We start from the raw sequence: 8,066 nt of genomic DNA, 5'->3' as shown, positions 1-8,066 counted from the left end.
CGTAGCCACCGTCGTCGACGCCGTCTGCGGAGAACCCGTGGACACGGCCACGGTGACAGCGCTCGCCGAACGCACCGGCGGCAACCCGTTCTACGTCCTGGAGAGCGCCCGCCTGCTGGCCAGCGAGGGCGCCCTGGTCGCGATCTCTGAGGTGCCCCAGGGCGTACGCGACGTCCTGCGTCGGCGCCTGGCCCTGCTGCCCGCCGGAGCACGGTCCGCCGTACAACTCACCGCAGTCGTGGGCCTGGAGGCCGAAGTGGCCCTCCTGACAGACGCGGCCGACGCCCACGAGGAGGAGGTACTGGAAGGACTCGACGCCGCCATCGCAGCGGATCTGCTCACCGAGTCCGGCCCCGGGCGCGTCCGATTCGTGCACGCCCTGGTCCGCGACACTGTGTACACCGACCTTTCCGGCGTCCGACGGTCTCGCCTGCACACCCGCATAGCGCAGGTGTTGCGCATTCACCGCCCCGACGACTTCACCGCCCTGACCCACCACTTCGCCCGTTCGGGCAGCACCGCGGACGCCCCGCTGGCTGTCGACTACGCGCTGCGTGCGGCCGAGGTAGCAGAACGGCGCTACGCCCACGACACCGCCGTAGAGCTGATCCAGCAGGCGATCGAGGTGCACACCGCAGCCTCGGGCGATCTCGGCGCGCACCCCGACCGCACGGTCGGGCTGTTGGTGCGGCTGCTCGGCGCGCAGGTGCGGGCCGGCTCCACGGACGCGGCCCGGCGCACCCGGCAGCAGGCAGTCGAACTGGCCGAAGGGACAGACCGAGGCGACCTGGTCGCGGCGGTCTTCGGTTCGTGGATCGAACCCTCCCCCTGGCACAGCAGGCTGGGGGACTCCTACGACCCTGCTCTGCTGGCCCGACTCGAGAAGCTGGCGTCCGATACGACTCTGGACGATCCCACACGTGCGGGTGTGCTGCAGGCTCTCGTCGACGCGGTGGCGGTCCAGGATGCCCCACGGGCCGTCGAGGCGGCGCGCACGCAACTGAGGCTCGCCCGCGCGAAGGGCGAACCGCGCCTGCTGGCGGCTGCGTTGATGACGTCCGCCAAGCTGCTCCCGCACGAGGGGCTGGGTGAGGCACGGACACCGCTGGTTTCCGAACTCCGCGAACTCGCTCGCGTGCACGACCTGCCTGCCTACCGCTGGGTCTGCCAGAACATGGACGCCATGACCGCCGCCACTCTCAATGAACCGGCCGCGGTACGCCGGTACACCGCTGAAGGCCTGGCTCTCGCGCAGCGCTACCGGATGGTGTGGGCACAGGGCATCAACATAGCGACCTCGGCCATGCTGGCGTGCATCGCCGGCCGGTTCGAGGAGGCGGAGTCCCGGTACTCCGAGGCCGACGTCCTGCTGCAGCGTGTCGGATCACACCAGGCCCAGGGCTTGCGCACACTTGGAGTGGTCACCATCCGGCTGGCCCAGGGTTGCATGGCTGAGATCGAGACCATCATGCGGACCGTGTACGAGTCGGTCGGGGCTCCGGTCGGGGTGGCGCTCTCTCTCGCCCTGGCCCGTCTCGGCAGACTTGACGAGGCGCGCGCCGTGAGCTTCCCCGCAGAGCCTGTGACCGACCACCTCTACGGCATGGAACTCGACTTCCGCTCCCAGCTCGCTGTCCTCCACGACGACCTGGAGACCGCGGCAGCTCTGATCGACCATTTGCTGCCTCTCCGGCAACAGCTGGGTGGAGCGGCCGGCGCGGTCTACGCGACCCGTCCCCTCGCCCATGCCCTCGCCGACCTGTACCGGCTCCTCGGCGAGGAACAGGCCGCTGCCGAGAATTACGCTCTGGCCGAACAGACCGCGCTCATTTGGGACTCGCCCCATCTCGCCGCGAGTGCATGCCGGGCTGTTGCAGCTATGTCCACAGAGCGGGCGCGACGGCGCACCTTCGCGCCGTAGGGGCTGCCGACTGTTGCATGATTCATCAGTGAATATCAGCCTTTCTCATCTACTATCTTGATCGCGTGAAGCTTTCCGAGTGGGCGGCACGTAACGGCGTGCACTACCAGACCGCGTGGGCGTGGGCGAAAGAGGGCCGTATGCCGGTCCCGGTGCGTCAGACGCCGTCCGGCACGTGGCTGGTCGACGAGCCCGCTTCGGAGACGTCCGGCCGTGTCGTGGCGTACTGCCGGGTTTCGTCGGCGGATCAGAAGCCGGACCTTGACCGGCAGGTGGCCCGCGTGGTCCAGGGGGCCACTGGTCTCGGCCTGCCGGTTGCGGAGGTCGTGACCGAAGTCGGCTCGGGACTGAACGGGCGTCGGCGCAAGCTGCACCGGGTTCTGTCCGACCCGCTGGCGGCGGTGATCGTGGTCGAGCATCGCGACCGGCTGGCCCGGTTCGGCGTCGAGCACCTCGAAGCTGTCCTGTCCGCGTCCGGGCGTCGCCTGGTTGTCCTCGACCTCGCCGAGACGGCCGATGACCTGGTGTGCGACATCACCGAGGTGCTCACCTCGATGTGCGCGCGCCTGTACGGGCGGCGCGCGGCGAAGAACCGGGCCGCCCGCGCGGTGGCCGTGGCGACCGGTGAGGCCGCCGAGTGAAGAAGTTCCGGCCGCAGCCCGGGTTCGTGGTCCAGGCGTACCGCTTCGCTCTGGACCCGAACGCCGCACAGCAGGCCGCGCTGCGTTCGCATTGCGGCGCCGCGCGGGCCGTGTACAACTGGGCTGTGGGCTGGGTGACCGCCTCGTGGTGGCAGCGCAAAGCCGAGGAGACGTACGGCATCCCCGAGGCTGGGCTGACCGAGTGGCGCCCGTGGTCGTTGCCGTCGCTGCGGAAGGCGTTCAACGCGGCCAAGCACACCGACCCCAGATTCGCGGACTGGTGGGAGGAGAACTCCAAGGAGGCGTACGCCACCGGGCTGGCCAACGCGTCGGCCGCATTCGACAACTACGCCAAGTCCAAGCGGGGCAAGCGCCGCGGCCGGAAGATGGGTGCGCCGCGGTTCAAGGCGAAGCGGAAGGCGCGCCTCGCCTGCCGGTTCACCACCGGCATCATCCGCGTGGACGCCGACGGCAGGCACGTCACGCTGCCGAGGCTGGGCACGATCCGCACTCACGAGCCCACCGTCAAACTCCTGGCCCGCGTCCAGGCCGGGACGACCCGGGTCCTGTCCGCGACGGTGCGGCACGAGCGCGGGCGCTGGTTCGTCTCTTTCCAGGCAGAGGTGAAGCAGGGCCTGGGCCGGGTCGCCCGGCCGGACACAGCGGTCGGGATCGATCTCGGCGTGAAGATGCTCGCCGTCATGGCCGACAGCACGGGCGAGATCCGCGCCGTCGCCAACCCCAGGCACTACGACCGGACACGCAAGCAACTGCGCCGCGTCTCTCGCGTCGTCTCCCGACGCCAGGGCCCCGACCGGCGCACCGGACAGAAGCCCTCGAAGCGGTGGGAGAAGGCCAACGCCCAGCGGAACAAGGTCCACCACCGCGTGGCGAACCTCCGTGAAGACGCCCTGCATAAACTCACCACGAGCGTCGCGGCCGAGTACGGCACCGTCGTGGTCGAGGACCTGAACGTCGCCGGGATGCTCCACAACCGGTGCCTGGCCCGACAGGTCGCCGACGCCGGATTCAGTCCGATCCGCTGCCAACTCGACTACAAGACCCGCCAGCGCCACGCCACCCGCATCGTGGTCGCGGACCGCTGGTATCCCTCCTCGAAGACCTGTTCCGGGTGCGGCGCGGTGAAAGCCAAGCTGCCGCTGCACGTCCGGACCTACGAATGCGACGCCTGCGGCCTGGTCATCGACCGGGACGACAACGCCGCACTCAACCTCGTCGCACTTGCGGCGGCCGCAGTGACTGGTACCGGAGTGGCCGGAGACCAGGACACCGCCCCGGCGGTGTCGAAGCCTCGTGGAGCCGACTGTAAGACCCGCGCCACCACCCGCAGCCGCAAGGCCGCGGGTGGGCGGGCAGGTGGCGCAACCCTGCCGCACCAGCGGCAGACAGAAACGAGAGACCGTACTCAAGCCGAAGCCCTCACGCTTTGGTGATGAGACGGACCTTCCGGTTCGAAATGCCCGGAATGCTGAGAGCTGCTGAGGCTCTGAGCAACGGTGAACACGTTGATACCGGATCTGCTTGATCCGGGGGGAGCGGGGAGACCGCCGATGGCGACGAAGGACTACTCAAACCAGCTGAGGGCCTGTGCCGTGGCCCTCTGCCGCTCGCGGGCCTCCGTCGGCCTCTGCGACGAGCTTGGGAGCACCCTGTCGATGGGTGCGGTCGACACCAGCGCCGACGACGCGACCTGCGAGGGTTTCACGCGTTCGTGAACGCGCGACTCTGCCGGGCGCCCATGACTACGGTGACGCCGACACCGGTGACGGCGGGCAGCGCCCCCGTCGCGAGCAGGGGTCGAAGCGGTCGGTGAGTCCCAGCGGGCCCGGACGCCGGGGATTCAGCCCACCTCGTCGTCAGGGATGCAGAGCCTTCCGGCGACGCCGCCGCGGAGCTCCTCCGGAAGCAGGGGCCCGCGCTGTAGATTGACGGGTCATGCTCAACGTTAAGGTCCTGGGCTCCATCGGCGCGGACATCGATGGTGCGCCGGTCAACCTGGGAGGTCCCCGGCAGCGGGCCGTCCTCGCCCTCCTGCTGGCCGACCGCGGCCGTGTGGTGTCCGTCGACGGACTCATCGACCGCCTGTGGCGGGGGCGGCCCCCGGAGAAGGCGGCGGCCTCCCTGCACGTCTACGTGTCGAATCTCCGTCGTGTACTCGAACCCGGCCGGACGCCCCGCACCCCGGCCGGTGTCCTGGTCAGCGCCCCGCCCGGGTACGCGGTGCGGTTGCCGGAGGACGCGGTCGACGCCTGGCGGTTCGAGGCGGTGGTACGGCGGGCGCGTAAGGCACCGAGGGCCGAGGCCCGGCGCCTGTTGGAGGAGGCGCTCGGGTGGTGGCACGGAGTGGCCTACGGCGAGTGGGCGGACGAGGAGTGGGCGTCGGCCGAAGCCGCCCGGCTGGGTGAACTGCACCTGACCGCAAGGGAGATGGCGATCGCGGCGGCCCTGGCCACGGGGGCCGCGCGGGAGGCGGTGCCGGCGGCCGAGGCACTCGTTCGGGAGCATCCGCTGCGGGAGGAGGGCTGGCTGCTGCTGGCCCTCGGGCTGTGGGCCAGTGGACGCCGCCCCGACGCGGTGGCAGAGCTGCGGCGGGCGGCCGGCGTGATGGCCGACGAACTCGGCTTGAGCTTCGGCGACGCCCTGGCCGAGCTGGAGGTGGCCGTGCTTGCGGGGCGGACGGAGTTCCTGCGCGCGGCGCTACCGGCGGAGTCCGCGGTGCTGGGAGCTTCGGAATCGGTGGGGGGCGCGGTATCGGCGCAAGGGACTTGGGTATCGGCGCCGGGGCGGTGCGTGTCGCCCGGGGGAGCCGGGGACACGATGGGCGTCGTCCTGCCGGACGACGACATGTTCGTGGGCCGGGACGACGAACTGCTGTCTTTGGAGGAGGTGGCGCGCGACGCCCGGCGGGGCGGCGGCGTGGTCCTGGTGACCGGGGAGGCCGGGGCCGGCAAGTCGGCGCTGCTCGGCCGGTACCAGCGGCGGTTGCGGGAGCAGGGCTGGACCGTGGTGGTCGGACGCTGCCCCGAGTTCGACGGCGCCCCGTCCGCATGGGCCTGGGTGGAGGCGCTCGGCGCGCTCGCCCGCCGGACCCCTCCCACCGACGCGGACGCGCTCGGCGTCCTGCTCCAGGAGGCTCGCTACGGCGCACGGGGAGAGACCGGAGACGGGACCGGCGGGAGCGTGGCGTAGGGGTTCCCGGCTCGGGACGACAGGGCGTCCATCGGGTGGTTCTGGCTGCACCGGGCGTTCAGCACCTGGCTGCGTGAGGCCGCCGCGGACGCCCCCTGGCCGTGGTCCTGGACGATCTGCACCGGGCCGACGGCGAGACGCTGGCGCTGCTGTGGATGCTCATCAGGACCGAATGCATCCGTGGGCCCGTCTTCGCCACCCGGGCCGGGGTGAACCTCGCGCTGTTCGAGTACGTCGACGGCTTCGATAACTCCCGGCGCATCCAGAAACGGCTCGGTGCCTCTGTGTCTTGTCAAGTCGCTTGAGGCAGCCGGTGCTTGGACCTGCGTTCGTCGCCGATCATGACGCGCCACACATGGTCCGCAAGACGGCGTTTCAGGCAGTGTTTGGCTTCCCGGGGTGTCTTTCCTTCGGAGAGTTTCCGCTGGTAGCAGGCGTGTCCTGGGGCGCTCGGCATAGGGATCTGAGTGACGGCGATGGTATGGAGGGCGGAGTTGAGCTGGCGCTCGCCGGAGCGTGAGAGCCGGTGGCGGGCCTTGTCCGCGCTGGCTATCGCGATCGGGGCGGTGCCGGTGTAGTTCGCGAAAGCCGCAGCAGTGGCGAACCTGCTGGCGCGTCCGACGAGTCGTGCCGCCAGCACCGGCCCGACGCCAGGAGTGTTCATCAGCGTGCTGCCCGAGGACTCGACGAGTTCCTCCATGCGTACGGCGTTCTCCGCGAGCCGCTTGTCCAGCACCCGGATCTCCGTGACCAGATCGCGGGCAAGGTCCTTGCGGACCCTTTCGACGTCGCCGGCAGGGCGGACCGTGCGCAGCAGCGCGGTGGCCTGGTCCGCCGACAGCTGCGGCGGAGCCTCGCCGGGCAGCAGATCACGCAGTACCGCGTGCAGCTGATTGACGGTGCGGACCCGGGCCTGGGCGAGGTTGACGCGTCGTTCGTCGAGCAGGGCCAGGGCCGTGGTGTGGTCGTCCCTGTTCACCTCGCGCCCGTCTCCGTGGATGTGGGCCGTGGCCGCCGCGGCAGCGTCGATACGGTCGTTCTTGCGGCCGCCGCCGCGGGTGAGCTGACGGACGCGGCTGGTCGCCGAGGCCGGAACGTCGACAACGGTCTCGCCGCGGGCGAGGAGCCACTGGGCCAGGTGGCGGCCGAGTCCGTTGGCGTTCTCGACCACCCACTTGCGTTGCGGCCAGCGGCGGCCCCAGGCCAGGAGCTGCCGGTACTCCGCCAGGCTCGCCTCGATCATCAGCGAACCGGCCTGCTGATTCGATACAGGGTCTACGGCGCTAGCGGTGTGAGTGGACTTGTCCGGGTCAACACCGATCAGTATCACGGGAGTTCGCTCCTCACGGCCGGACGGCAGGGCGTCCACGGCCGACACGCCGACTTCCGGAACCGCTGCCGGGACTTGCCTCTGTTGAGTCAGACCGGGGCCGGACACCGGGTCGGCGGCACACCTCGAGCGGGCCAGCCCCAACGGGCGGCAGGAACCTCACGAGCCATCCGACCCAGCGTCCTACGGAAACGCTACGAGCGGCCAACCCGACCGCGCTCCGCTACGGCCAATACAAGTCGGAACCTCATGGCGAACAGGTGCTGGTTCTCGTTGCAGGTCGACGGAATCAGCTCGCCTGGGGCCGGGTAGTGGTCCTGTTCGTGTGCGGTGGCCGCAGCCAGGAAGACATGGCCAGCATCGCGAGGGTGACCCAGCGGTGCCAGGAAGTCCAGCGTCTGACCTGGGGTTCGTCCAGCCCAGCCAGGCCTTTGGCGGCCTGGAACGTCTCCTCGACGGTCCACCTGCGTCCGGCCACCCGTACCAGTGTGGCGAGCGGCACCGGGGCAGCCGAGTAGCAGTGGTAGAAGGCGAGTTCGCCGCTGTTGCGGTTGCGGCGAACAAGTAGATGGCGGTGACCGGGCTGGTCGTCGGCAACGTCGGCGCCCTCTTCCCGGGTGAAGACGCGGAGTTCGGCGTTCGGGACGCGGTCGGCCGTCCATGCCTGTGAAGCGGGTGCTACGTGGCTGGCCTCACCGCCGACGACCAGCGTCGGCACGCTGATGCGGGGTGGTACGTCTCGCCAGTCCTGCATGACGCGGTCCAGGAGCAGACGGGCACCCCAGGGCATCGGGACAAGCAGGTTCTGCTCGTAGAGCCATTGCAGGTCCTGCGGGGGTATGTCCTTGGTGAGCATGGAGGTGAGGAATGCGAGCCTGCCTGTTCGGAGTCCGCCGACAGCTTCATCCATGAAGTCGGCAACAGCATCGGCGATCGCAGTTCTCAGAGGGCGGTAAGTAACGTG

General features: G+C 70.1%; 6 protein-coding genes and 2 pseudogenes. 6 read left to right on the top strand and 2 right to left on the bottom strand.

Features of this window, described 5'->3' with window-relative positions:
• The 6 genes and pseudogenes from JHN63_RS43110 to JHN63_RS43085 all read left to right on the top strand — a co-directional run.
• A pseudogene (locus tag JHN63_RS43110) lies at positions 1-1,921 on the top strand (LuxR family transcriptional regulator); the annotation flags it as partial.
• 65 nt (positions 1,922-1,986) lie between these two features.
• The gene (locus JHN63_RS43105) at positions 1,987-2,562 is read left to right on the top strand and encodes an IS607 family transposase (protein ID WP_200690586.1); all 576 of its coding nucleotides are present in this window, start codon (positions 1,987-1,989) and stop codon (positions 2,560-2,562) included.
• On the top strand, positions 2,559-4,016 hold the full coding sequence (gene tnpB / locus JHN63_RS43100) for an IS607 family element RNA-guided endonuclease TnpB (RefSeq protein ID WP_200690585.1): 1,458 nt from the start codon (positions 2,559-2,561) through the stop codon (positions 4,014-4,016). Before JHN63_RS43105 ends, tnpB begins: the two co-directional genes overlap by 4 nt.
• A gap of 117 nt (positions 4,017-4,133) precedes the next feature.
• Positions 4,134-4,298: a hypothetical protein gene (locus tag JHN63_RS43095; RefSeq protein WP_200690584.1), complete on the top strand. Its 165-nt coding sequence runs from the start codon at positions 4,134-4,136 to the stop codon at positions 4,296-4,298.
• Between the two features lie 220 nt (positions 4,299-4,518).
• Positions 4,519-5,772 carry a BTAD domain-containing putative transcriptional regulator gene (locus JHN63_RS43090; protein ID WP_234478539.1) on the top strand — a complete coding sequence of 418 codons (1,254 nt, stop codon included), beginning with the start codon at positions 4,519-4,521 and terminating at the stop codon, positions 5,770-5,772.
• A 101-nt stretch (positions 5,773-5,873) separates the two neighbouring features.
• Complete coding sequence (locus tag JHN63_RS43085; RefSeq protein WP_307782120.1) at positions 5,874-6,077, top strand: IS3 family transposase; 204 nt, start codon at positions 5,874-5,876, stop codon at positions 6,075-6,077.
• On the opposite strand, the gene JHN63_RS43080 is transcribed toward JHN63_RS43085, so the two are convergent.
• Positions 6,065-7,102, bottom strand: a complete 1,038-nt coding sequence (locus tag JHN63_RS43080) for an IS110 family transposase (RefSeq protein ID WP_307782121.1) — start codon at positions 7,100-7,102, stop codon at positions 6,065-6,067. The two genes, JHN63_RS43085 and JHN63_RS43080, sit on opposite strands and share 13 nt — an antisense overlap.
• Positions 7,103-7,356: 254 nt before the next feature.
• Positions 7,357-7,703: pseudogene (locus JHN63_RS53400) on the bottom strand (IS701 family transposase); the annotation flags it as partial.
• Between the last annotated feature and the right edge of the window lie 363 nt (positions 7,704-8,066).

The sequence above is a fragment of the Streptomyces sp. MBT65 genome, assembly GCF_016612545.1.
GTDB lineage: Bacteria > Actinomycetota > Actinomycetes > Streptomycetales > Streptomycetaceae > Streptomyces.
Note: the sequence above shows the minus strand (reverse complement) of the source record. Positions and strands in the feature narration are given on the sequence as shown.

What these genes read in the sequence shown, in the direction of transcription:
- JHN63_RS43090 (WP_234478539.1), top strand. Translation starts at nt 4,519, where the DNA reads ATGCTCAACGTTAAGGTCCTGGGCTCCATCGGCGCGGACATCGATGGT.
- JHN63_RS43095 (WP_200690584.1), top strand. Translation starts at nt 4,134, where the DNA reads ATGGCGACGAAGGACTACTCAAACCAGCTGAGGGCCTGTGCCGTGGCC.